Origin of the sequence: Salinibacterium sp. UTAS2018 (assembly GCF_004118935.1) — a bacterium.
Lineage (GTDB): Bacteria > Actinomycetota > Actinomycetes > Actinomycetales > Microbacteriaceae > Rhodoglobus.
The window spans coordinates 1,729,182-1,750,603 of the sequence record NZ_CP035375.1 but is presented as its reverse complement, the minus strand read 5'-3'; the positions used below and the strand labels follow the sequence as shown (position 1 = coordinate 1,750,603).

The window sequence follows — 21,422 nt, the reverse complement described above, 5'->3', positions numbered from 1 at the left end:
TCGTGGGAGCGCCTCAGGCGCGGCCGCAGCCATGCCGCGAGGTTACTCTTTGCCGCCGGGAGGGCCCGCGATGAGAAGCACAACGTAGAGCAGAATGACGGCGCCAGCGATGAGGGCCACCAACATGTACGGGTGGTTCAAGAACCAGCGCATCGTTCGGTCGATCCAGCCCGCATCCCGCGGATGATCGGATGCTTCTTTGCGCCAGTCGCCCTTCAGGCGTCCCGAGCGTGCTAGCCACAATTCCACCGGAATCGTCGCGTAGGGGATGACCGCGCTACCGATGGTGAGAACGGCGGTGCCGACGCTCCACCGTTGGTTCACCGTTAACAGCACGGCAGTGGCGCCGTAAGCCAGGAAGACGAAACCGTGAATGGCCCCACCGATCGACACTGCGACATCCAGCCCCGCTGTAGCGCGCAGGATGAGGCCGGTGATCAGCAGCGTCCAGGTGACCGCTTCAGCAAATGCAAGAACGCGGAACAGTGACTTGGGAGTCGCAAACATGGGGCTGAACTTTCAGTATTAGGCGTTGGCCATCAGCGAGCTGATCGCGCTCGTGAAGAACGTGAGGCCGTCAGTGCCCGAACGCATCGCAGCGCGAGTGTCTGGGCCAAAGCCTTCTTCGGTCGCGTGCTCGGGATGAGGCATAAGACCCACGACGTTGCCGCGAGCATTCGAGATGCCGGCAATGTCGTTCGCCGACCCGTTGGGGTTGACCTCGAGGTAGCGGAACACAACCTGGTTTTCACCCTCGAGACGATCGAGCGTCTCTTGGTCAGCAATGTAGCCGCCCTCACCGTTCTTCAACGGGATGATGATCTCTTCGTCTTCTTTGAAGCCATTGCTCCAGGCAGTGTCGACATTCTCGACGCGAAGCTTCTGGTCGCGGCAGACAAAGTCTCCGTGGTCGTTGCGCACGAGGCCGCCGGGAAGAAGGTGGGATTCCACCAAAATCTGGAAGCCGTTGCAGATGCCCAGAACGGGCATTCCGCCGTTCGCGGCTGCAATGACTTCGCTCATGATGGGCGAGTGCGCTGCGATGGCGCCGGCACGAAGGTAGTCGCCGTAGCTGAAACCGCCGGGCAGAACTATTGCATCCACGTTCTTGAGGTCGTGGTCGCCGTGCCACAGGGCTACCGGCTCACCGCCACCCAGCTTGACCGCACGCTGAGCGTCACGGTCGTCGAGCGAACCCGGAAAGGTGATGACTCCGACGCGCACTATGCGCCCTGAGCGTCGTCGGCGGGGCGAGCCTCGCCAACGTAAATGACGTCTTCGATCACCGTGTTGGCGAGAAGATCGTTCGCGATCTCGCGAGCCTCAGCCAGCAGCTCGTCAGTGATGGGGCCGTCAACGGTGAGCTCAAAACGCTTACCGATGCGCACCGCGCTGAACTCGCTCTTGTCGAGACGGACGAGGGCGCCGGCTACGGCCTTGCCCTGAGGATCGAGGATTTCAGCCTTGGGCATTACCTCGACGACGATTATTGGCACCGAATCACTCCATGATTTCGCGCGGGAAGATGCCCTCAGTCTAGCGGAGCGCAGCGGTGCGATGGACTCTGCTCCGAGTTGCTCCGAAGCCGGGGAAACTACCCCGTGCGATCACACCGCGGCCCGAGCCTCCGGCCCAACCCCAGGCCGAGCTTCCGCCCCAACAATGGTCCACGGTACGCAGATCACACGTGAGGATGGCTAGAATTTTGGTGGTCTGTGGGAGCATGTAACGGGGGCGCAGGGGTGTCTTCCGAGATCGTCTAACGAAAGGCCGCTGTATGGAGCTTCGCGACTACATACGCATTTTGCGCAAAAGCTGGCTACTGATCGTGGTGCTGATGCTGGTGGGGGTCGCTAGTTCCGCGACGTTCTCCATCCTTCAGACTCCGAAATACAGTGCATCCTCGAAGGTTTTCGTCTCCACGGCGAGCGATGGAGGGTCTGTTTCTGACCTTCAGCAAGGTAACTCGTTCACCGTGCAGCGGGTCAAAACTTATTCACAGTTGGCGATCACGCCCATCGTGCTTCAACCCGTCATTGACAGCCTCAACTTGGATACCGAAGTCGATGCTCTTGCTGCGAATGTCTCGGTGTCCGCCGTTCTCGATTCCGCCGTTCTCGAAGTTTCCGTGGTCGACGCCGACCCGGCGAACGCTGCTGAAATCGCCAACGGCATCGCAGAGAGCTTGACGACCGTTGTGCAACTCATCGAAACCCCCGAAACCGAGGGTGCCGTGAGCCCGGTGAAGCTCACAACCGTGCAAATCGCTGAAGCGCCGTCGGCCCCAGTGAGCCCACGCGTTCCCCTCAATATCGCCCTCGGGTTCCTTGTGGGACTCGCTCTTGGTGTCGGAATCGCAGTTCTTCGCGAGGTCCTAGATACGCGCGTTCGCAACGAGCGGGATCTGGAACTCATCTCTGATGCGCCCATCATCGGCGGCATCGCTTATGACCCCAAGGCGGCAGAACGTCCCCTGATCGTGCAGTCCGACCCGCGCAGTCCTCGAGCGGAATCGTTCCGCACGCTTCGCACCAACCTGTCGTTCATCGACTTCGGTGAGCGTGACCGGGCCTTCGTGATCACGAGTTCGGTCGCTTCAGAGGGCAAGAGCACCACCGCGGCGAACCTTGCAATCTCGCTCTCGGATAGTGGTGTGCGTGTTCTCCTCGTCGACGCTGACCTGCGCAGGCCAAAGGTTGGCGAATACATGGGGCTCGAAGGTGCAGTGGGCCTTACTGACGTGCTCATCGGTAAAGCAGACCTCAAAGATGTGATGCAGCCGTGGGGCCGCAACAAACTGTTCGTGCTCCCCGCTGGACGAATCCCGCCGAACCCCAGCGAACTTCTTGGCTCCATAGCGATGGCCAAGCTGATCGAGGTATTCAATAGGGAATTCGACTACGTCATTTTCGATGCGCCCCCACTATTGCCCGTTACAGACGCGGCGATCCTCGCAAAACGCGTCGGCGGAGCGATTTTGGTAATCGCGGCCGGAAAAACTCACAAGGGCCAAGTGCAGGGTGCCGTAGCGGCGCTCGCGAACGTCGATGCGCCGATCTCCGGACTGGTGCTGACGATGCTTCCTACGAAGGGCCCCGACGCCTACGGCTACGGGCACTACGGTCATTCCTATGGCTACGGGTACGAAATAGACGAAGCCAAGAAATAGCTCATGACTGACATCAGCGACTTTTCCTTCGACATGCTCGAGCCCGGCGGTCGGCCGGGCGAGTCAGCGTCCGCCAAGGTTGATTCGAGTCACACCTTCACGATCCTCTCGGTCTGCACGGGAAATATTTGCCGGTCACCGTTAGCGCAGCAGTTGCTCGCTGTTCGGCTCGCAGCAGCAGGGGTCGAGGCAACAGTGTTGAGCGCGGGCACCTCAGCGCTGGTCGGTCGTTCGATGCCCGAACCTGCTGCAGAGCTGTCGGCCACCTACGGCGGCACGCCCGCAGGGCATCGTGCTCGTCAGATTGACGAAAACCTCATCGATCACGCAGATCTTGTGCTCACCGCAGCGCGCGAGCACCGCGCCGACGTCGTGCAGCAATCGGTGCGCGCACTTCGCTATAGCTTCACGCTCCGACAATTTGCCCGGATAGCTTCCGCTCTCACTGATGATGATTTCGCTGCCATCGACTCTCCGCAAGCGCTCGTCGCAGTGGTCGCGGCGCAGAGAGGCTTCGTTCCGCCTCCCGAGAATCCTGACGATGATGACGTAGTCGACCCGTATCGGCAGTCGCAGGATGTGTACGACGAGTCGGGAACGGTGATTGACCAGGCTGTGTCCCAGATCGTTGCGGCATTCGTTCGCGCGATGAAGGGGCCGGTGCCCCCTCATGACGTCTAGTCTTCCGGAGCGCGAGAAGCCTCGCCCGTCGACACCATCATGGCGCAGCAGGTTGCGGCGCAATTGGCGAACCTTGGCGATCGTCGGCGTATCGATTTTCTTGATCGCGGACATCATCCTGGTCGTTGTTGCCCTCGGGGTAAACGACAGCGATGACACCGCTCCTTCTAGCGCGCCCACCTATGTAATTGACGCTCCGGCCAGCCCCGCCGCGACTCCGACATCAACGCCGACGGCCACCACCCCCGCTATTGCTGCCGCCCCTCGGGTTTTTGCCGCAGCAAATGGTACGAGCGCGTGGCGTGCAAACGCGGCCGTGTGCAGCGATGCACCCGCCGTGTTTGAACGCAGTGACGACGGCGGTGAGACCTTTTCGAGCGTCGATCTCGAAGCTTTTGACATCAGACAAGTGCTGGCTATTAGGGCTGACAGCGAAAGCGTCGTAACGATTGTCGCGGCCGTCGGAGATGGGTGCGAAGTCAGCGAGTTCCGCAGCTTTACAGCGGGTGCCTTCTGGGCCGACTACGAGGCCGGAGATGGCGCCGCCGCTTTCATCGACTCGGCAGAGCCCGCGACCGTGCAGTTTCCCGACCGCGATGTCGCTGCTCCGTGTGCTCCGCTGCAGCTCGCTGAGGGAGATTCTGTCGCAGTGCTGTGCACCAATCAGGTGCACGTTCTAGATGCCGACGACGGCTGGCGCGAAGTTAGCATTCCCGGTGCGCTGGCAATCGCGGCCAATGACTCCGGCTTTGTCATCGCCGCCGCTGGCGGAGAGGACTGTGCCGGAATCTCAATCTTGTCTCTCGAAGCGAGCTCGGCCGAGGCGCAAAAGGTTGGCTGTTTCACGGCGGAAAGTGCGCCGCAGGCAGTCTCGATCGCCCAAGCCGGTGACGCTGTGTGGCTCTGGTCTGGTTCTAGCGTCTCGGTGTCTACCGATGCCGGAGCTACGTGGTAATCACCGCGCGGTAAGCGCTAGCGCGCACACGCGCTGGTGGTAAGCCAGACTGTACCCATGGACATCGACCGCGCCGTGCAATCCCGCATCGTCCGCACGCTCGTTGCGGGGCAAGTGCTCGCCGGGCTGGGCCTCGGAGCAACTGTTGCGGTGGGGGCGATTTTGGCCGCCGATCTTGGCGGCGAGGCGCTCTCGGGTGCGGCGGCGACATCCAGCACGCTCGGTGCTGCGCTCGTCTCTATTCCTCTGGCGCGGTTGGCGGCTCGCTGGGGTCGTCGCCCCGCGTTGGCGCTCGGGGCTGGCGTTGCCGCCGCGGGCTCGTTGATCACTGTCATTGCTGTCGGTATTGGATTCTTCCCACTCCTGATCCTGGGGTTTGCGATGCTGGGCGTCGGCACGGCGGTTGGCCTTCAGGCGCGCTTTGCCGCGACGGATGTTGCGGCCCCCCAGCATCGAGGGCGTGACCTCTCACTGGTGGTCTGGTCGACAACGATTGGCGCTGTCGCCGGCCCGAACCTCGTAGGTCCTGGTGAAGCGATAGCGCAATGGCTGTCGCTGCCGACCAATACGGGCTCATTCGTTTTCGCGATTGCGGCACAACTCGGCGCTGTCGCGCTCTACCTCGTGGCGCTGCGCCCCGATCCTCTCGTTCTGGCTGGCAATAAACCTGTCGAGCCGGCAGCTGCCGCGGATGCCGGAATCGTCCGCGGTCGTGGCCCATTGGTTTTCGCGATTGCCGCCATCGCGATCAGCCACGCGGTCATGGTGTCGATCATGGCGATGACACCCGTGCACTTGCTCCATCACGGAGCGAGCCTCACGATCATCGGCTTCACCATCAGCTTGCACATTGCCGGAATGTACTCGCTGTCGCCGGTCTTCGGTTGGGCGAGTGACCGTTTCGGTCGCATCCCGACAATCCTTATCGGGCAGGCGCTCTTTGCGGCATCCGTGCTGGTCGTTGCTTTGGGTGAGCTCAGCAATACGGCCGTCACCGTGGGTCTCGTCTTGCTCGGTCTCGGCTGGAGCGCCTCTACGGTCGCTGGTTCGGCACTCGTTGCTGACCTCTCGACGGGAGCGATGCGGCTACGCATTCAGGGTCGAAGTGACACCATCATGAGCCTTGCCGGGGCGGTGGGCGGTGGTTTCGCCGGTCCCATCCTGATCATGATCGGCTACGCCGGGCTCGCCTGGGGAGCTGGCGTACTGGTGCTCGTTGTTACCGCGGCAGCGCTCGTGGTGTGGCGAGCCAAGCCCGCCACACCATCCGCACCGCGTGATGCTACTTCTGAAGTACAGCCTGCAGGTCAAACGTCAGAGTGATGTTCTCGCCAAGGAGAACACCACCGGTTTCGAGCGCAGCGTTGTAGTTGATACCGAACTCGGTGCGGTTGATGACGGTGGTGGCGCTTGCCGCGGCAACAGTCTGGCCGTATGGGTTGGTGGCGATGCCGCCAAATTCGCCCTTCAGCGTGACGGGCTTGGTAACGCCACGAAGTGTGAGGTCACCTTCAATGGTGAGGTCGTCGCCGTCGATGTCCATCGAAGTCGAGGTGAACGTGGCGGTGGGGAACTCCTCCACGTTGAAGAAGTCGTTGGTGCGCAGGTGACCGTCGCGGTCAGGCTGGTTGGTGTTGATCGTTGCCATGTCGATGGTGGCGGTGATCGAGTTCTCGGCAGGCACTTCTGAGGTGACGATGGTGCCCGAAAAACCGTCGAAGGTTCCGCGAACCTTGCTGATCATGAGGTGCTTGACCGTGAACGCAACGGTGGAGTGCGTGGGGTCGAGCTGCCAGGTTCCGACAGCGAAGTTGATGTGGGTGTCAAGAGAAGTAGTCATGCCTACGGAGAACTGTGACCGGTGTCTTCTTATTCCACGATTCGGTCATCAATTCTCGGTAGGCTCGCACTATGGACACCACGGGACTCGACGATTTTCTTGAGCAGAACGACTTCTCGGGCACGGTGCTGATCAAGCGCGGCAATGCCACCGTTTACGAGGCTGTCGCCGGTAAGGCCAGCCAGCGTTGGGATGTGCCGAACACGGCAGATACCCGCTTCGATTCCAGCTCGATCACCAAGCTCTTCACGAGTGTGGCGGCGCTGCAGCAGGTCTCGAAGAATGACCTCGACCTCGAGACATCCATTCACCATTATGTTGACCTCGCCGACACCGAGATCGACCCCGCCGTCACGCTGTTGCACGTGCTCACTCACACGAGTGGCATTGCGGATGACGTGGATGAAGAAGAGGGCGAAAGCTACGCCGACCTGTGGGCAGAATTCCCCACCTACACAATTCTTGAGCCCGCCGACCAGCTCCCCACCTTTGTGAATAAGGAGTCACTGGCGGAGCCCGGCGTCGAGTGCGTCTACACCAACGCGGGCTACGTGCTCGCCGGTCTGGCGCTTGAGAAGGTCACCAAGACCGACTACCGCCAATACATCTTCGACGAGGTTTTCACGCCCGCGGGCATGGTGGACTCTGGCTTCTATGACCGTCGGGATGCCGCCCCGCGCGTTGCCGAGGGTTGGGACTACATCGACGGCCGCTGGGTCTCCAACATCTACAGCGCCCCACCCATTGGCCTGCCCGATGGCGGAGCCCACGTCACTGCCGCCGATCTCGTGCGCTTCATCCAGGCGGTTCGCAACGGTGAGTTGCTCGACACCGAGTTCACGGAAGAGTTTCTCACCCCGCAAGTTCAGTACGACGACGAGACCTGGTACGGCTTCGGGCTCGAGTTCGACATGAACGAAGACGGCAGCGTTCGCAGCTACTTCGCCGACGGTGTGAGTCCCGGCGCCTCCGGAATCGTGCGCCACTACCTCGAGGCAGGTCTCGACGTTGTGGTGCTGTCGAACTCCGAAGAGGGCGCGTGGCCGGTCATCCGCGAACTTGACGAACGCCTCGGCGGGTAGCCCGTTCGTTCGCTAGCTTGCTAGCTCGCGCTACGGCGCGGTGCTCACACGAATCTGGTTGGCCCAGGGGTCATCGAAGCTGAGGGTCTGGCCATCGTGACGCAGCGGGATGCCGTGGTGCGTCATCCGTTCGCCGAGCGCTCCGAGGTCGTCGGCGTTCGGCACCGTGATGTCGATTTGGGCGAGACCGAGTGCCGGCAGGCGCGGACCAGCGCCGCTCGAGTTCCACGTGTTCATGGCCATGTGGTGGTGGTAGCCGCCGGCGCTCACGAACACGGCGCTGCCGGGAATTTCGGTGGTGGCGGCGAAGCCGAGCTGGTTCACGTAGAACTCGCGCGCGGTGGTGACGTCGCCGACCTGCAGGTGCACATGACCGACGCGGGCGCCCCCAATCGCGGGTTGCTCCACGGCGGCTTCGGTGAGGTTCTCTTGCAGGAATGCGTTGGGGTCGAGAAAGAGCGTGGCCATCTCGACGGCGCCGTGAGTCCAACTCCACTGGGTGCGATCGCGATCCCAATACAGTTCGACGCCGTTGCCCTCGGGGTCAGTGAAGTAGAAGGCCTTGCTCACGAGGTGGTCGGCGCTGCCGGTGAAGGTCTTCGGGTAGCGAGTGGCGACCGAATAAACGGATGCCGCCAGCGCCTCTTCGGTATCGAACAGGATGGCGGTGTGGAACAGCCCGGCATCGCGCGGGCTCGCATGCTTGAGCGCGGGTGAATGCTTGAGGATCACGACGGGCGTGGTGCCGCGACCGAGAACGACCGTGTCGGAAGACTCGCTCAGCACGCTCAGCGCGACGGCATCCCGGTAGTACGCGGTGAGCGCGTCGAGGTTCGCAACGCTGAGCGTCACGGCGCCCATGGCGGTGTCGGCGGCAAGGAGGTCGTTCATGATAGCTACAACCTTGCCGCCAACGGCGCTATTCCGAAAGCCGCCCTGTGGCGGGCTGTCGAGACGAACGCGGAGAGCGCGCGAGCCTACGCGGCGGCGCTCACGCCCTTGAGCTCAGCGAACGCGCGCAGCCCAGCAGCCAAGCGAGCAACGCCCTCCTGGAAGATCTCGTCGCGGCCGTTCGAGCCGTACATCACGCGGATGTAGCCTTCGCCGGCCGATCCGAACCAGTTGCCAGGCGAGACACCGAGCTGCTGAGTGTCGACGAGGTGTTTGACGACTTCGAGCGAGGTGCCGAGCTCGGCGATGTTCACCCAGTGGTAGAAGCCACCAGCCGGCATGGACGCGCCAACACCGGGGATGCCCTGGAGTGCATCGTAGATGTCGTGGCGACGCTTGTTGTAGATCGTGAACCACTCGTCGGTGTAGGCGGGGTTCTCGTAGGCAGCGGCAACACCGTACTGAGCGAAGGTGTTCGTGGGGCCCACGTAGTTGAAGGTCGCGATCTTGAGCATCGGCATGATCTCGGCCGGAGCGACGAGGTAGCCCACGCGGAAGCCAGTGAGACCGAGGTCCTTTGAGGTTCCGAAGACCGTTAGGGTGCGTTCGCGCATGCCGGGCAGCGTCGCGAAGTTCACGTATTCCGCTCCGTCGTAGATCTGGCGCTCGAAGTCTTGGTCGACGATGACCCCGAGGTCGAATTCCTCCGCGAGAGCAGCCAGCTCCAACAAGTTCTCGCGCGTGTAGACGGTGCCGGTGGGGTTGTTGGGGTTGGTGATCACGATGGCGCGGGTGCGGTCCGTGATGCGCGAGCGGAATTCATCCATCCGCAGGGCGAAGCCGTCTTCTTCGTAGGTCGGAACCTCAACGCAGACCGCGCCCATCTGGTGAACATCGTTGATGTTCTCGGCGAACCCGGGGTTCGTCACGAGAACTTCATCACCCTGGCCGGGGCGGATGCAGATGCGAATTGAGAGGAACAGCGTGAAGGCCGAGCTGGGGCCCACCATCAACTCGGTCTCAGGGTCGATCTCCATGCCATTGAAGTCGCGCAGCTTGTTGACGAGCGCGGTCTTGAGGCGAGGTTCGGCGTAGCCGTTGTCGAGCGAGTAGTGGGTCTTGCCGTCGTCGAGCGCCTGCTTGGTGGCATCGATGACGTGGTCGGGCAGGCACTTGTCGGGCGCGAACGGGTCCGCACCCATCATCATGATTCGACGCTCAGGATCAAGCCCGGCGTAGAGGGAAAAGTCGGGAGCGGCGAGGTCTCGCCACGAATCATCGATGCGCACGGGGCTACTTTCTGTTGGAGTGGTTAGTCGTCGAGATCGAGGATGTGGGTGAGCGGCGATGTGTCATCGACGCGGCCAAGACTGATCATGGCTTCCACTCGCTGAAGACCGGAGACAGCCCCGAGCTTCTCGAGCAGCAGCGTCTGCAGTTCTGCGTGATCCTTGAGCCGGAAGCGGGCCATCATGTCGTAGGTGCCGCTCAGAATCAGGATCTCCGTGAGAGAGGGAATCGCTTGCAGAGCCTCAATGACCGTCAGCATCTTGGCATCCGACGTGATCTTGATGGGGATCACGACGAGCATCGGGCGGCCCATGGCCGACCAGTCCATCTCAATGCTGCGGCGGCGAATGACACCCGTGCGTTCGAGGCGGGCGACACGCTCGCCGACGCTGGGCGCCGACATCCCGACCAGCGTGCCGAGGCTGCGCAGCGAGACACTGGCGTCTTCGTGCAGGTGACGGATCAGCTGAAGGTCAATCGTGTCGAGTTCGACCTTCGGGGTGCTCTGCTCGAGCAGATCAATGATCTTCGAAGCCTCAGTGGCGGCTACCGGATCAGTCATTGTTCGCGAACCCGTTGGCCTCGAGGTTATTGAGCAGGTCGAGCGTGAACTGGATGTGGGTGAGGTAGTCCTCGAGGTAGCCGTGTTCGTTGTAGCCGTGCATGTTTCCCTCCGGTCGCAGCGTTCCGGTGGGCGAAATCAGGGGAGCCCCCAGATGCTCCAGGAAGAATGCTCCCGGTCCGGAACCCGTCATCACATCGTAGACGACCGGTTCTGCCTCGAAGGCTTTGGCGGCAGCGTCAAGAACGGAGACGGCGAATGGAGTGTCTACCGGCGAGAACGCGGGCTGCATCGTACGGATGAGCTCGACTTGAATGTCGGGGGCGGTGTCGCCCAGGAACGACTTCACGGTCTCGAAGCAGGCGTGCGGGTCCATGCCGGGAACGAGCCCGAAGCGAACTTTCGCGGTGCCCTTCGCTGGAACGCTGTGGCTGACGCTCGGGTCTATGTCGAAGCCGGAGAGGCTCATCGACGGGGTGAAGATGAAACGTTCCTTCAGTTCTGCGGCTGGCAGATCCTTCAGGGGGTTGACGCCCGGCAGGCTGATGGCGTCGCCGGGGAGCGAGAGCTCTTGCGTGCGCGCCTTGGCCGCGGCATCCGGTCGCAACGCCGAATCCGTGAAACCGGGAACGGCGATGAGGCCGTCCTCCGTCGTGAGAGACGTGATCGCTCGCATCAACTCGAGCGGTGCGGAACGCAGAATCTGCGAATACGAGGGGTGCTGATTGGAGGCCAGGATGTTCAGGCTCAGGCTGATCTCCATGCCGCCACGGCATCCGAAGCCGACTGCGGGGCGACCGTCGTCTTCACGAAGGTAGCTCTCCCACAGCACGGCATCGGAGCTGAGGCGTTCGGAGTTCTCGGCCAGCACGGTTTCGAGGCCGGGGCTACCGATCTCTTCACACGGGTCGGCGAGGTAGATCATGCTGTACGGCAAGCCGTTCGGGTGATCCTCGATGAACAGTTCGAGCGCGCGCAGGCGGCTCGTGACATCGGCCTTGTCGTCACAGGCACCGCGGGCCCACATGGCGCCGTCGCGGATTTCTGATTCGAAGGGGCCCGAGATCCACTGGTCCAGGTCGCCGACAGGCTGCACGTCGTAGTGGTTGTAGAGCATGAGCGTTTTGTCGCTCGCTCCGGGGAAGTAGGCGACGACGACCGGCCCGTATTCAGGAATCTCGATGCGCTCGACGCGCTCACTGAGCCGGCGGAGCTTCTGCTCCAACCAGTCAGCGGCAGCCTCGATCGCAACGCGATCGCCCGCCACGGAGGGGAAGCGACAGAATTCCTGCCATTCGCGGATGCTCTGCTCACGCTCGGCATCAATACGGGGGTCGCGCACGATTAGACTCCTCGGGAAATGGCGACGGGGGTGAGCTCGTACGGGTAGTCCGTGATGAGCTCGGCGCCGTCTTCGGTGACGAGAACGATGTCTTCGAGGCGCACGCCGCCGAAGCCCTGGCGGTAGCAGCCGGGCTCGATGGCGATGACGTCACCGGCCACAAGCACGGCGTCGTTCTGGCCAAGGCCGGGAGCTTCGTGAACTTCGAGGCCGATTCCGTGGCCGAGGCTGTGGAAGTAGCCTTCGTTCAGAACCTCACCCGGCTTCTTGGTGAGCTGCGTGGGGTAGCCGGCGTTGCTGATCGGCTCGCACGAGATGCGGTGCAGCTCGGCAACCGGAAGACCGGGGCGGATGGCGGCGAGCGTGTTGTCGAATGCTTCCTTGACGATGCGCCAGTACGTTTCGAGCTCTTCGTTGATCTCGCCCTTGACGAAGGTGCGGGTCATGTCAGAGTTTCCACCGGACTCGGTGTCGCGGGGGCAGATGTCAACGGTGACGGGCTCGCCCTCGAAGATCTGGCCCGAGCCAGCGTGGTGGCCGATGCAGGTCTGCTCGCCGTGAGCCACGATGAGGCCCGCGTCTTCGCAACCATTGCGCAAGAAGGCGGCGCGGATGCCCGTCTTCAAGTCTTCACACGTGAGGGGCTTGCCGTCGATGAGCAGTCCGCCATCGGCGCCAACCGTTGCGGCTTCCATCTGGGTGGCGACGTGGGCGACGCCCGCTTCAGCGGCGATCTGCGCGCGGCGCATGCCGGCAAGCTCGGCCGGCGACTTCACGCGGCGGCGCATTTCGAAGAGCTCGTTGTCGACGTTGAGTTCGATGCCGGCTTCGCGCAGGTGGTCGGCAACGCCGAGGGGGAAGGTGGAAGGAACGCTGGCGCTCTTCACTCCGGTGCGGAGGCACGCCTCGACCAAGCAGTTGAGCTCGGCGAGGTCGGGGCCCTGGCCGGAGGCGCGGAAGTCGTCGAAGCCGAGTTCCTCAAGCGGGAACACGGTCATGTTCTCGACGTCGCGCATCCGAGCTGCTTCGAGCGACTTGATGGCGGTATACCGCTTGCCGTCGACCTCGATGTAGAGGAACGGGTCGTGGACCTCGTGGGTGATTACGTGTCGCATGTCTGCGGACATCGTGCTCGAAAACATGAGGACTGGTGCGCTCGTCATCGTCTCTACTTTCTTAGTTGCTCAGTGCGGCTGAATGCCGTCATGGCGAAACCTTACGGCATCCCTGTAAACCCAATGATAGGTCATGTGTCCGTTTTGTAAACTTTTGTAAGGCTTGAGCGCGCCTCAACCTAACAACGAGGTAACATTGTGACACTTCGCTTTAGGTCGCGGATTTCGAGGCCTAAAGTAAGTCCAACGCCCGGCGCGGCCCACAGCTCGCACCGTAGGCGCTCATTGCACAGGAGGAAGCATGAAGGCATCACGTTTCGGGCTGGGCGCTGTTGCGCTCGCCTCGGCGGTCTCGCTCACTCTCGCCGGCTGCGCTAGCAGCGACGGTGGAGATTCGGGTGACGTCAACCAGACCATCACCACCAACGGAAGCGAGCCCCTGGGCCCGCTCATCACCACCGGAACCACTGAAGTGGGTGGCGGCAAGATTCTGACCTCCATCTACGCGGGGTTGGTTTCGTACGCAGCCGACGGCAGCATCCAGAACGACGTCGCTGACTCGATCGAGTCCGAAGATGGCCAGAACTGGACCGTCACACTCAAAGACGGCTGGACCTTCACCAACGGTGAAGCGGTCACCGCTCAGTCGTTCGTCGACGCCTGGAGCTTCGGCGCAACCTTCAGCAACGCTCAGTCGTCGTCGTACTTCTTCGATGACATCGAAGGCTTCAGCTACGAAGAAGACTCCGAACTCACCGGACTCTCGGTGGTCGACGACCTCACGTTCGACGTGACTCTCGTCGCCCCCGAGGCCGACTGGCCTCTGCGACTTGGCTACACGGCATTCATGCCCCTGCCGACGATCGCTTTCGAGGACATGGAAGCGTACGGCGAGAACCCCGTCGGCAACGGTCCGTACATGATGGATGGCGACGACGCGTGGGAGCACGATGTGCAGATTGCGCTCGTCACCAATCCTGACTACGACGGAACGCGCACACCCGCTAACGGCGGCGTGACCTTCAAGTTCTACACTTCGCAGGATGCGGCTTACGCCGATGTTCTGGGGGGAAACCTTGACGTTCTCGATGCTGTTCCCGACAGTGCCTTCGGCATTTTCGAGGACGAGTTCGGCGACCGCGCTATCAACCAGCCGGCAGCCATCTTCCAGGCCTTCAACATTCCTTACTACCTCGATCACTTCAGTGGCGAGGAAGGAAAGCTGCGTCGTGCTGCTATCTCCATGTCGATCGACCGTACTGAGATCACCGACGTAATCTTCCAGGGAACCCGCACGCCGGCAACCGACTTCACGTCGCCCGTAGTCGACGGTTACTCGAGCGATCTTGCCGGTGCTGAAGTTCTCGACTTCAACCCGGAAGAAGCTCAGAAGCTCTGGGCTGAAGCCGACGCGATTTCACCCTTCGGTGACAGCACGTTCGACATCGCCTACAACGCAGACGGTGGCCACCAAGGCTGGGTTGATGCCGTAGCGAACAGCATCAAGAACACGCTCGGCATTGAAGCGATCGGCAAGTCGTACCCCGACTTCAAGTCGTCGCTCGAAGACCGTGTTGCTGGCACGCTGACCGGTGCAACCCGCGCTGGATGGCAGGCCGACTACCCGTCGCTCTACAACTTCCTCGCACCGCTGTACCAGACCGGTGCTGGCTCGAACTATGAGGGCTACACCAGCGCTGAGTTCGATGGACTCCTGAAGGAGGGTGCCGCAGCTCAGACCGTTGATGACGCGACCGCGCTCTACCAGGACGCTCAGGAAGTTCTGCTGAAGGATCTCCCCAGCATCCCGCTGTGGTACTCGAACGCCACTGGCGTATCGGCAGACACCGTCGACAACGTTGAGTTCGGTTGGGACTCTGTTCCGCTGTACTACGAGGTCACCAAGGGCTAATAGCCCTCGCGTGAACTAAACCAGGGATCGAGCCCGGGTCGACTTCGGTCGGCTCGGGCTTTCTGGTGTGCGGATGCGGTGCGCGGCGCTGCACTGAGCGGGGCTGCCGGGATGACGCTGTTGCTGGGAGTGTGCTGGCGGGCTTGACCTAGAGTGCACTCCAACTCTTAGAGTCACAAGCATGATCTCCTCCGCAGAAATGACAGCCCGCCAACAACCCCTCGAATCGAGGTTCGGCTACCGCAGTACGGCATCCGAAGTGATCGCCGGCTTCGACCTCGCCGGCAAGACCGCCGTCGTCACCGGCGGCTACTCGGGCCTTGGCTTCGAAACGGTGAAGGCGCTCGCTGAAGCGCGCGTTACCGTGATCGTTCCTGCCCGTCGACCGGAGAAGGCGACCGAAGCGCTCGAAGGTCTGGCGAACGTTCGCGTCGAGAAGATGGATCTCGGCGACCTCGACTCTGTCGCTGCGTTCACCGCGGGGATGCGCGAAGCCGGCACCCCTGTCGATCTCATGATCAACGCCGCCGGGGTCATGGCGACCCCCGAACAGCGCACACCCCAGGGCTGGGAAATGCAGTTCGGCACCAACCTTCTCGGCCACTTCGCGCTCGTCGCGGGCCTCGAAACTCTGCTGCAGGATGGCGCGCGAATCGTGTCGTACTCGTCCGTTGGCCACTGGCGTTCGCCCGTAAACTTCGACGACATCAACTTCGATACCACCGACTACGAGCCCTGGGTTGCCTACGGCCAGTCGAAGACGGCGGATGCCCTGTTCGCTGTTGCTCTGGATGCTCGCCTGGCCGGCCGCGGCATCCACGCGTTCTCGGTGCACCCCGGCGGAATCATGACCGACCTGCAGCGCAACATGCCGCGCGAAGAACTTCTTGCCCGGCAGTGGATCGACGAAGACGGCAACCCGAATCCGCTGTTCAAGACTCCCGCCGAAGGTGCGTCAACAGGCCTCTGGGCAGCGACCGCTCCCGAGCTGGCTGAGCGCGGCGGGGCGTACTGCGAAGACTGCTCCATTAAGGGCGTCGTTGCGGCCGACTTCGCCGACATGACTTCCGGTGGCGCTAAAGAGTGGGCGATCGACCCCGAAGCTGCTGAAAAGCTGTGGGCTGTCGCGGTGAAGGCGACCGGCTTGGATCCGTTCACTAGCTGAGCCAGTGGCAACGAGCCGGTCACCCTCGCGACGCGCTAGCTCGGCTCGAAGGTGGGGTAGTCGGTGTAGCCCTCGGGGCCGTCTCCGTAGAAGGTGGCGGCGTCGGGGGTGTTCAGCGGCAGGTTTTCTTGCCAGCGATACACGAGGTCGGGGTTTGCGATGGCCGGACGGCCCACAACAACACCCTCGGCGTAACCGTCACTCACCAGGCTAAGAGCCTCATCCCGAGTCGTGATCCGCGCGAAGCCACTGTTAAGCAGCACTGGTCCGCCGAAGCGAGTGCGCAGTTCTTGCACGAAGGCGCCGGCGGGTTCGGCGTGCAGAATGCTGAGGTAGGCGAGGCCGAGCGGGGCGAGACCGTCGACGAGAGCGCCGTAGGTCGCGAGTACGTCGGCGCTGTCTGTCTCTAGCGCACCCTGGATGTTGTGTGCTGGTGAAATGCGGAGCCCCACGCGGCCAGCGCCAATCGCCTCAGCGACTGCGGTCGCAACTTCGATCACGAAGCGCGCACGGTTTTCGGGGGAGCCGCCGTACTGGCCCTCGCGCTGGTTGGAGGCGGGGGAGAGAAACTCGTGCAGCAGGTAGCCGTTGGCGGAGTGCAGTTCGACGCCGTCGAATCCTGCCGCAACAGCGTTGCGCGAGGCCGTGACAAACTCATCAATCACGCCGACGAGCTCGCCGTCGGTGAGTGCATGGGGAACTTGGAAGGGCTTCTTGCCCTCGTAGGTTCGAGTTTCGCCGTCGATCGCGATCGCGCTGGGGGCGACCGGAGTGTGTCCGCCGTTGGTCGCTTCGTGGCTCACGCGCCCGGCATGCATGACCTGCGCAACGATCTGCCCGCCCGCCGCGTGCACTGCGTCAGTCACGTTCTTCCAGCCTTCGAGCTGCTCGGGCTCGACCAATCCGGGCTGGCCCGGGAAACCCCGCCCAGCATGGCTCGGGTAGGTGCCCTCGGACACAATCAGACCGAGCGAGGCGCGCTGCGCGTAGTGCTCGGCGACCATCGGACCGGGAATGCCGTCTTTGCCTGAACGGGTGCGAGTAAGCGGTGCCATCACCAAGCGGTTGGTCAGGTTCAGCTCGCCGAAGGTCGTGGGGGAAAACAAGTTCACAGCGGTTCTCTTTCTGTCGGTCGTATCAAATTCAACATTGACCGGCCCGCACTATTCCTCCCTGAGAAGTTGCTCCGACTAGGAGTCCGGGCTGAGAGTTTTGCGCATCTGCTGAGTCGTGACGGTGTAGCCCGAGGAGCCGTAGAGCGAGACGGCGGGAGTGTTGTGCCCGAACACGTTCAGCTCGAGGGCTGGCACGCCGGCATCCAGCACCGCAGCTTCGACTGCTGCGAGAAGCGCGCGACCGAGTCCGCTACCTCTGCGCTCTTCGACCACTTGGATGTCGAACAGATAGGCGAGGTCGGGTGACCCCTGCGGGTGGTCGAGGCTGACCCACGCGTGCCCGACGGTCGCGCCGGCGGCATCCGTTCCCTGCAGGAGCAGCATGCGGGGAGTGTCGATGCCGTGCGGCAGCAGGGAGGCGTTGTCGGAGACAGCCCGCTCAACCGAGCCCTCGAGTGGCCAGCGCCCGATCGCGACTTGCTCGGCGGCGAACTCCGCCGTCGTGGCGCGCTGCCACGCATCGAACTCACTGGTGGTCATGGGGCGGACGGTCACTGTGGTCATAAAGCAATCCTTGCAGCAGGAGACCTACTTCGCGCCGATCGCGCGGGCTTAGGCCGGGGTGGAGGTCGCAAACGGCGACGCAGCCACTATGTAGGTGACCCACAGCGCGGTGATGATTGCGATGCTCGTGATCACTCGCGGCGTGGTCAGGGGCCGGGCGCGAGGGTTGGCGGTCGCAAGAATGATGACCGATACTGCGGGAAGGTGCAGCGACATCCCCCGGGCAAGAGCGATCCACTCGCTAAGGCCACACGCGACGCGAAAAGTCTGCGCGGACTCGTCCCACGAGCCTGCGCCGAGGAATTGAAGCGGAACGACCGCGATGAGAAGCAGCGCGACGATAGCGGCGGTGGTCAAGGGCAACAGCTCGGGGCGTGCCGCGTGAATAAGGCGTCGCAGCCAAAACCACGCACCGATAGCGGCGGCGGCGAGCAACGGAGAGGCCACGGCGGCAAGATCGAGTTCAGAGGCGACGCGCCCGCAATCATTCCAGCGGTCGACGGCGGGAAACATGGCGATGCTCGAGCCCAGGCTGAGCGCCACGCAGGAGAGAAGCGCAACCCAAATCACCGCGACTCTCCGCAGTGGTGTCAGGTGAGGGACGTGTTCAGCGTGGTCGGTCACGGCGTGGTGTCAGCATCTTCCGTCGAATCCTCCGGCTCCACGGGATACTGCACGAAGCATACGTAGTGCCCTACCTCGCGCTCCTCGGTGGAGAACTCCGAAGATGAGGTCTCGTTGAGGCAGTCGCGTAACTGTTCAGAGCCGCCGAGCGCTGGAGCGGTGCTCCACTCTACGAACTTCGCTTCGGGCCTCACGGCGTCCGGAAACTGTCGTTCGACCGCATTCCACAGCTCATCCGCCTTATCCTGCAGTTGCTGCTGCTGCCAGTCGAATTCGTTTGTCGGAGAGCGGGATGGGGGTACAGCGTTGAGTGCGACATCCGGTTCAGCGGCGCTGCACGCAGAAAGCGCGAGCGAAGCCATGCTCAAGGTCACGAAAGCTGCGGATAAACGAGAACGCTGCGCGACATTCATAAATCGAATGTAGCTCAACTTGTCGAACTTGTCGCTCGTTCATTGTCTGGTTGTCGCTGCGGTTAGGTGCCTGGATCGCGCGCAGCGCACGGGTCGTTTCTTCGAGAACAATCTGAGCACCGATTCTAAGCGAGGGCGATCAGCCGGTCGCGCGCTGCGTGCCGGTCAACTGCAAGCGCGGTGAGGAGGGTTGCGGCTGAGTCGGGCTCGCGGCGGTCGAGGAGCGCGAGCAAGATGTGGCGCGACGTCACTGTTCGCGCCTTTTCGGCGGCAGCGCTGACCAGAGTCTGTTGAAGAGCGGCCTTGGCGCCGGCCGTCAGGGGAACTCGTTTCGAGGCGGCGGCGTGGGCGGTTGGGCAGAACGTGCCGACATCGAGCCCGATCGCCGTCAAGGCATCTCGGTCGAGTTGGTCGGCGGCTTCCGCGGCACTCGTAGCGTCGACTCCAACGGCTCGAGCGAGCTCCTCTTCGTGCAGCAGAGCCAGCAGAAGGTGGTCGGTGCCGAGGCGCCGGTCGCCCCGCCGCGCTGCCTCGTGCCGGGCATCCTCGACGGTGGTTCTCGCAGATTGTGTCAACGTCTCAAACATCATTTCCCTGCTTTCCATATTTGAGGTGAACGGACTGTCGTGTGACACCCAGCGCGTCGCCGATCTGCTCCCACGACCAGCCATCGCGGCGAGCCTGCGCAACATGGGTCGCTTCGACGTGCTCCGCGAGGCGGTGTAGTGCCCCGACCGCACGCAACCCGGTTGCGGGGGTGGCGGTGCGGAGCTGTTCGCCCAAGTTCACTGAATCCATAGTGTCAGTTTCACTTGACGATGCGATGTTGTCAAGTAAAACTGACAAACCTTACGTGTTTGACTCATTTCAAGCCCCGCCGCCGTGCGCACAGGAGCCGCGTCTACTCTGGGTTAGACCTCCCGCTTGCACCGTTCTGAAAGTGGAGGGGTGAACTCCAGCCCGGCGTCTAGACCTACGGTCTCTCGTCTTACTAAGGAAGAAGCGATTCGCCTGTGACCTCCGCGACGAAGACCGCCCCGCCCGCCGCTCTCAGCGTGAAACGCATCCGCAGCTGGTCGGCGCTTTTGGGCGTGCTCAGCGCCGCCGTCGTGCTCGCCGTTGCCGAGTTCTTCGCCGTCTTTATCTCGCCCGCCAGCAGCCCGGTGCTCGCCGTCGGCTCGCTCGTGATCGACCTCGCGCCGTCGTGGTTGAAAGATCTCACCATCGCGCTGTTCGGCACCAACGACAAGATCGTGCTGCTGCTCTGCGTGGGGCTCTTGGTGCTCATTCTCGCTGTGGCGGTTGGCCTCGTGGAGTATGCGCGGCCCAGCTGGGGCGTCATTCTGCTCGTCTTCATCGGCGTCGTCGCGACGATCGCGGTCACGACCCGCGCCCAAGCGTCCGCAAGCTGGCCGATGCCCACCGTTCTCGGAGTGGTTGCTGGAGTGCTCGTGTTGCGCATCACGATGATTCGGTTGCGCCGCTGGGTGAGTTCTGCCCCGGTCGCTCCGGCCACGACGCCCGCCGGTACCGCAGCGGCCGCGCGTGCCGCCAGCGCTCAACGGTCATCTGCCACTCCTACTCGTGTGCCGGCCGCCTCACGACGTGACTTTCTGCGCATCGTCGGCGTCGCCTCCGTTGGCGCGGTGCTCGTGGGAGTCGGCGCCCGCGTCGTCAACGCCAGTGCCACCGTCGTGGATGCCGTGCGCACTGCTCTCAAGCTGCCGGCCCCCGCGGTTGCGGCCCCCGCTATCCCGGCCAGCGCGAGTCTCGACGTGCCCGGCATCTCGTCGCTCATCACCCCGAACTCCAACTTCTACCGCATCGATACCGCCCTCGTCGTTCCTAACGTCGATGCGGATGAGTGGCGCCTGCGCATCACGGGAATGGTCGAGAACGAGATCGAAATTTCGTTCGCTGAACTGCTCGAGCTTCCCCTCGTCGAGACCGCCGCAACGCTTTCGTGCGTATCGAATGTGGTCGGCGGCAACCTCGTGGGCAACGCTATGTGGCTCGGCTACCCCATCCGGGATCTGCTGGCGAAGGCGAAGCCGCTGGCTGGCGCCGACATGGTGCTCTCCCGCAGCATCGACGGGTTCACCGCGAGCACGCCGCTCGAAGCGCTGCAAGACGAGAACCGCGAGAGCATTTTGGCGGTCGGGATGAACGGCGAACCACTTCCGCAACAGCACGGCTTTCCGGTGCGGATGGTCGTCCCCGGCCTCTATGGCTACGTGTCGGCGACCAAGTGGGTTGTCGAAATGCAAGTCACGCGCTTTGCTGACGCGACCGCGTACTGGACCGATCGCGGATGGTCGGCCAAGGGCCCCGTCAAGACTCAGTCACGCATCGATGTGCCGAGCGCGAGCGCCACGGTCACGGCAGGCACCGTCGCTGTCGCGGGTGTCGCCTGGGCTCCGCACACGGGAATCACCGGCGTCGAAGTTCGCATCGACGGCGGCGAGTGGCAGGCCGCCGAACTGGCAACCGCGATCTCCGCCGACACCTGGGTGCAGTGGGTGTACCCGTGGGAAGCCACTAGCGGCAACCACATCATCGAATCACGCGCGACGGATGCCGGCGGCACCACCCAATCGGGAGACCCCGTTCCCGTCGTGCCCGACGGTGCCGAGGGTTGGCACCGCGTTGGGGTGCAGGTCTCGTAACGGTGGCGCTGAATCCGTTCTCCCATGTCAGGATGG

General features: G+C 62.9%; 23 protein-coding genes. 8 read left to right on the top strand and 15 right to left on the bottom strand.

The genetic code is table 11. The features are described from left to right. Positions 1 to 42: 42 nt before the first annotated feature. The 3 genes from ESZ53_RS08405 to purS are packed head-to-tail and all read right to left on the bottom strand — an operon-like array spanning position 43 to position 1,496. Positions 43 to 507 (bottom strand): DUF3817 domain-containing protein, encoded by a 465-nt coding sequence (locus tag ESZ53_RS08405; RefSeq protein WP_129072415.1) that lies wholly within the window; start codon positions 505 to 507, stop codon positions 43 to 45. Between the two features lie 18 nt (positions 508 to 525). After that, positions 526 to 1,224, bottom strand: a complete 699-nt coding sequence (gene purQ, locus ESZ53_RS08400; protein ID WP_129072414.1) for a phosphoribosylformylglycinamidine synthase subunit PurQ — start codon at positions 1,222 to 1,224, stop codon at positions 526 to 528. Continuing rightward, a complete protein-coding gene (gene purS / locus ESZ53_RS08395; RefSeq protein ID WP_129072413.1) occupies positions 1,224 to 1,496 on the bottom strand; it encodes a phosphoribosylformylglycinamidine synthase subunit PurS in 273 nt (90 codons plus the stop codon). The genes purQ and purS overlap by 1 nt, the downstream gene beginning before the upstream one ends. Before the next feature lie 281 nt (positions 1,497 to 1,777). Between purS and ESZ53_RS08390 the strand changes: the two genes are divergently transcribed. Genes ESZ53_RS08390 through ESZ53_RS08375 form a run of 4 tightly spaced genes read left to right on the top strand, consistent with a single transcriptional unit; the run spans position 1,778 to position 6,128 of the window. Then, on the top strand, positions 1,778 to 3,169 hold the full coding sequence (locus ESZ53_RS08390; RefSeq protein WP_129072412.1) for a polysaccharide biosynthesis tyrosine autokinase: 1,392 nt from the start codon (positions 1,778 to 1,780) through the stop codon (positions 3,167 to 3,169). A 3-nt stretch (positions 3,170 to 3,172) separates the two neighbouring features. Next, positions 3,173 to 3,850, top strand: coding sequence for a low molecular weight phosphatase family protein (locus tag ESZ53_RS08385; protein WP_129072411.1), 678 nt, complete (start codon positions 3,173 to 3,175; stop codon positions 3,848 to 3,850). Then, positions 3,840 to 4,805, top strand: a complete 966-nt coding sequence (locus ESZ53_RS08380; protein WP_129072410.1) for a hypothetical protein — start codon at positions 3,840 to 3,842, stop codon at positions 4,803 to 4,805. The genes ESZ53_RS08385 and ESZ53_RS08380 overlap by 11 nt, the downstream gene beginning before the upstream one ends. 57 nt (positions 4,806 to 4,862) lie before the next feature. Then, positions 4,863 to 6,128, top strand: a complete 1,266-nt coding sequence (locus ESZ53_RS08375; RefSeq protein WP_246837265.1) for an MFS transporter — start codon at positions 4,863 to 4,865, stop codon at positions 6,126 to 6,128. Here ESZ53_RS08375 and ESZ53_RS08370 read toward each other — a convergent pair. After that, the gene (locus ESZ53_RS08370; RefSeq protein WP_129072409.1) at positions 6,088 to 6,645 is read right to left on the bottom strand and encodes a YceI family protein; all 558 of its coding nucleotides are present in this window, start codon (positions 6,643 to 6,645) and stop codon (positions 6,088 to 6,090) included. The genes ESZ53_RS08375 and ESZ53_RS08370 overlap by 41 nt on opposite strands. 71 nt (positions 6,646 to 6,716) lie before the next feature. Between ESZ53_RS08370 and ESZ53_RS08365 the strand changes: the two genes are divergently transcribed. After that, the gene (locus ESZ53_RS08365) at positions 6,717 to 7,727 is read left to right on the top strand and encodes a serine hydrolase (protein ID WP_129072408.1); all 1,011 of its coding nucleotides are present in this window, start codon (positions 6,717 to 6,719) and stop codon (positions 7,725 to 7,727) included. A gap of 30 nt (positions 7,728 to 7,757) precedes the next feature. On the opposite strand, the gene ESZ53_RS08360 is transcribed toward ESZ53_RS08365, so the two are convergent. The 5 genes from ESZ53_RS08360 to ESZ53_RS08340 all read right to left on the bottom strand — a co-directional run bounded on the left by ESZ53_RS08360 (position 7,758) and on the right by ESZ53_RS08340 (position 12,975). Further along, a complete protein-coding gene (locus tag ESZ53_RS08360; protein ID WP_129072407.1) occupies positions 7,758 to 8,618 on the bottom strand; it encodes a VOC family protein in 861 nt (286 codons plus the stop codon). An 86-nt stretch (positions 8,619 to 8,704) separates the two neighbouring features. After that, positions 8,705 to 9,907, bottom strand: coding sequence for a pyridoxal phosphate-dependent aminotransferase (locus ESZ53_RS08355; RefSeq protein WP_129072406.1), 1,203 nt, complete (start codon positions 9,905 to 9,907; stop codon positions 8,705 to 8,707). A 23-nt stretch (positions 9,908 to 9,930) separates the two neighbouring features. Beyond that, on the bottom strand, positions 9,931 to 10,470 hold the full coding sequence (locus tag ESZ53_RS08350; protein WP_129072405.1) for an Lrp/AsnC family transcriptional regulator: 540 nt from the start codon (positions 10,468 to 10,470) through the stop codon (positions 9,931 to 9,933). Next, positions 10,463 to 11,812: a M20/M25/M40 family metallo-hydrolase gene (locus ESZ53_RS08345; RefSeq protein WP_129072404.1), complete on the bottom strand. Its 1,350-nt coding sequence runs from the start codon at positions 11,810 to 11,812 to the stop codon at positions 10,463 to 10,465. Before ESZ53_RS08345 ends, ESZ53_RS08350 begins: the two co-directional genes overlap by 8 nt. A 2-nt stretch (positions 11,813 to 11,814) precedes the next feature. Continuing rightward, on the bottom strand, positions 11,815 to 12,975 hold the full coding sequence (locus ESZ53_RS08340; protein WP_129072403.1) for a Xaa-Pro peptidase family protein: 1,161 nt from the start codon (positions 12,973 to 12,975) through the stop codon (positions 11,815 to 11,817). Positions 12,976 to 13,228: 253 nt separating this feature from the next. Between ESZ53_RS08340 and ESZ53_RS08335 the strand changes: the two genes are divergently transcribed. Further along, a complete protein-coding gene (locus tag ESZ53_RS08335; protein WP_129072402.1) occupies positions 13,229 to 14,839 on the top strand; it encodes an ABC transporter substrate-binding protein in 1,611 nt (536 codons plus the stop codon). A gap of 181 nt (positions 14,840 to 15,020) precedes the next feature. Continuing rightward, positions 15,021 to 16,004: an oxidoreductase gene (locus tag ESZ53_RS08330; protein WP_129072401.1), complete on the top strand. Its 984-nt coding sequence runs from the start codon at positions 15,021 to 15,023 to the stop codon at positions 16,002 to 16,004. Between the two features lie 35 nt (positions 16,005 to 16,039). Here the strand turns inward: ESZ53_RS08330 and ESZ53_RS08325 are convergent, their stop codons facing one another. From ESZ53_RS08325 to ESZ53_RS08300, 6 genes are all read right to left on the bottom strand, one after another. Then, positions 16,040 to 17,116 carry an alkene reductase gene (locus ESZ53_RS08325; protein WP_129072400.1) on the bottom strand — a complete coding sequence of 359 codons (1,077 nt, stop codon included), beginning with the start codon at positions 17,114 to 17,116 and terminating at the stop codon, positions 16,040 to 16,042. A 78-nt stretch (positions 17,117 to 17,194) separates the two neighbouring features. Further along, positions 17,195 to 17,683 (bottom strand): N-acetyltransferase, encoded by a 489-nt coding sequence (locus ESZ53_RS08320; protein WP_129072399.1) that lies wholly within the window; start codon positions 17,681 to 17,683, stop codon positions 17,195 to 17,197. A 48-nt stretch (positions 17,684 to 17,731) separates the two neighbouring features. Further along, positions 17,732 to 18,253, bottom strand: coding sequence for a hypothetical protein (locus ESZ53_RS08315; RefSeq protein ID WP_129072398.1), 522 nt, complete (start codon positions 18,251 to 18,253; stop codon positions 17,732 to 17,734). A 50-nt stretch (positions 18,254 to 18,303) separates the two neighbouring features. Next, entirely contained in the window at positions 18,304 to 18,720 is a 417-nt protein-coding gene (locus ESZ53_RS08310) for a hypothetical protein (RefSeq protein WP_129072397.1), read from the bottom strand. A gap of 125 nt (positions 18,721 to 18,845) precedes the next feature. Then, positions 18,846 to 19,310 (bottom strand): Clp protease N-terminal domain-containing protein, encoded by a 465-nt coding sequence (locus tag ESZ53_RS08305; protein ID WP_246837264.1) that lies wholly within the window; start codon positions 19,308 to 19,310, stop codon positions 18,846 to 18,848. After that, positions 19,300 to 19,518, bottom strand: a complete 219-nt coding sequence (locus ESZ53_RS08300; protein ID WP_129072396.1) for a helix-turn-helix domain-containing protein — start codon at positions 19,516 to 19,518, stop codon at positions 19,300 to 19,302. Before ESZ53_RS08300 ends, ESZ53_RS08305 begins: the two co-directional genes overlap by 11 nt. A gap of 215 nt (positions 19,519 to 19,733) precedes the next feature. Here ESZ53_RS08300 and ESZ53_RS08295 point away from each other — a divergent pair, with 215 nt between their 5' ends. After that, the gene (locus tag ESZ53_RS08295) at positions 19,734 to 21,386 is read left to right on the top strand and encodes a molybdopterin-dependent oxidoreductase (RefSeq protein WP_129072395.1); all 1,653 of its coding nucleotides are present in this window, start codon (positions 19,734 to 19,736) and stop codon (positions 21,384 to 21,386) included. Positions 21,387 to 21,422: the final 36 nt, after the last annotated feature.